The organism is Marinomonas arctica, from assembly GCF_003259225.1.
GTDB classification, from domain to species: Bacteria; Pseudomonadota; Gammaproteobacteria; order Pseudomonadales; family Marinomonadaceae; genus Marinomonas; species Marinomonas arctica.
On sequence record NZ_QHJF01000070.1, the window covers coordinates 1 to 1,402 of the forward strand.

The 1,402-nt window shown below is 38.1% G+C and carries 2 protein-coding genes; both read left to right on the top strand.

All coding sequences use genetic code 11. The features are described from left to right. On the top strand, positions 1–412 hold a 412-nt coding region (locus tag DK187_RS21295; RefSeq protein ID WP_204355678.1), incomplete at its 5' end, for a hypothetical protein. Between the two features lie 26 nt (positions 413–438). Further along, on the top strand, positions 439–1,402 hold a 964-nt coding region (locus DK187_RS20845), incomplete at its 3' end, for a major capsid protein (RefSeq protein ID WP_204355679.1).

Sequence of the window (1,402 nt, forward strand, 5' to 3'; positions counted from 1 at the left end):
CCGCGTATACCGCTTTTTCCTCGGAATTTCTAAATTTGTTCGAACATATTCAACGGACGGATGCTCGGAGCTCTTCTGGTCCAGCGGCACTCCTGGAGGAGAACTCTTTGGTCGAGACAGGTTCTTGCGAATAATTTCTGAAAAAATAGTTAATTTTTGGAATCGTTACGAGTACAGCCGTCTTGTAGATTTCTATCAGACTCTGGAAGACTCCAATGATAAGGATTTGGTAAACTTTGAGCTTCGTAACTATTCTTTCCGTTATAATAGACCTCCTGAAAATAAGGAAAAACCCTATCATGAACTTCCTCTTGTTCGTCGCTTGGCTGCCGCGTCTTTGTTGAAATGTCGGGATAAGGTCAAACACAAGAAGACTAATGATTCGTTTGGTATTTTTTCTTATCAAGATTAATATTGTTTAATTGTTAAATTGTTTTTATGGCTTCTTACACTGGAATGTCCAACCTTCAGAATCACCCTCACCGTTCTGGATTTGATATTGGACGTAAAAATGCATTTACTGCGAAAGTTGGTGAGCTTCTTCCCGTTTATTGGGATATTTCCATGCCTGGTGATAAGTATAAGTTTAATGTTGAGTATTTCACCCGAACTCAACCCGTTGAGACTTCTGCTTATACCCGTTTGCGTGAATACTTTGATTTTTACGCTGTGCCGTTACGCCTTCTTTGGAAGTCTGCACCTTCCGTGTTGACTCAGATGCAGGATATTAATCAGATTCAATCTTTGTCTTTGACGCAGAATTTGTCTCTTGGTTCTTATTTACCTTCTTTGCCTATTGATTATTTGAGAATTGTTGTCAATCATTTAAACGCAAATGATTGGAGTCCTAATGATTCAGGAAAGAAGAATATGTTTGGTTTTTATCGTTCTGATTTGTGTTATAAATTATTTCAATATCTTGGATATGGTAATTTAATTCGTGTCGCCCCTTCTGAGAAAACCCGTTGGTGGTCTACTTCTTTAAAAAAAGATAATACCCCAGTAGGTTATACCCAACAGTATATTCAGAATAATTACGTGAATCTTTTCCCTCTTCTTGCTTATCAGAAGATTTATCAGGATTTCTTCCGTTGGTCTCAATGGGAAAAATCAAATCCTTCTTCTTATAATGTTGACTATTTTACGGGTGTTTCTCCTATCTTGGTTTCAGATCTTCCTTCACCTTCTGATGACTATTGGAAATCCGATACAATGTTTGACCTCAAATATTGCAATTGGAACAAGGATATGTTGATGGGTGTTCTCCCGAACTCTCAGTTTGGAGATGTTGCTGTAATTGACCTTCCTTCTTCAATTTCTAAAGTTCAGGTTGTCGATACTTCTGGTGCTTCTCATCCCGTAGGTACTGCGACTGTTATGAATAAAGGAATTGCTACTTCAC